The sequence below is a fragment of the Pseudoalteromonas sp. SG41-5 genome (assembly GCF_014164495.1).
Taxonomy (GTDB): Bacteria; Pseudomonadota; Gammaproteobacteria; order Enterobacterales; family Alteromonadaceae; genus Pseudoalteromonas; species Pseudoalteromonas rhizosphaerae.
The window spans coordinates 1-497 of the sequence record NZ_JACJFH010000281.1; the positions used below are offsets into that span (position 1 = coordinate 1).

At 41.6% G+C, this 497-nt stretch carries 2 tRNA genes; both read left to right on the plus strand.

Annotated features, from left to right (window positions below):
• Window positions 1-25 precede the first annotated feature (25 nt).
• Window positions 26-101 (plus strand) — tRNA-Thr (locus H5232_RS23615).
• A gap of 48 nt (window positions 102-149) precedes the next feature.
• Window positions 150-225: transfer RNA gene (locus tag H5232_RS23620), tRNA-Phe, on the plus strand.
• The last annotated feature ends 272 nt before the right edge of the window (window positions 226-497 follow it).

Below are 497 nucleotides of genomic sequence, written 5' to 3' on the forward strand. Positions count from 1 at the left end.
CGTGCCTTAGCACACAGTTTAGTGTGCCGACTTAGCTCAGCTGGTAGAGCAACTGACTTGTAATCAGTAGGTCAACCGTTCGACTCGGTTAGTCGGCACCATTTATTTAAATTAAATGTTTTAAAACATTTAATTAGCACTGTTTAAGTGCCTCGATAGCTCAGTCGGTAGAGCAGAGGATTGAAAATCCTCGTGTCCGTGGTTCGATTCCGCGTCGAGGCACCATTTATACTAAAGCCCTGCATGAAAATGCGGGGCTTTTTTGTTTTTATTTAAGTTAAAACATAAGCGGCCTCGAACTACGTTCGATTACAAAATGCTTCCCTGTATTTTGCCCTACGGGCCATCCTTCGGACGTTAAAAATTGTTCCAGACAATTTTTTGCCGCCTCAGTGCACCATTTATATTAAAGCCCTGCATGAAAATGCGGGGCTTTTTTTTTAGAGAAAATTAGCACAAGTAAAGTTTGCCAAGTACTCGGTTGAGTTTTCTAATTC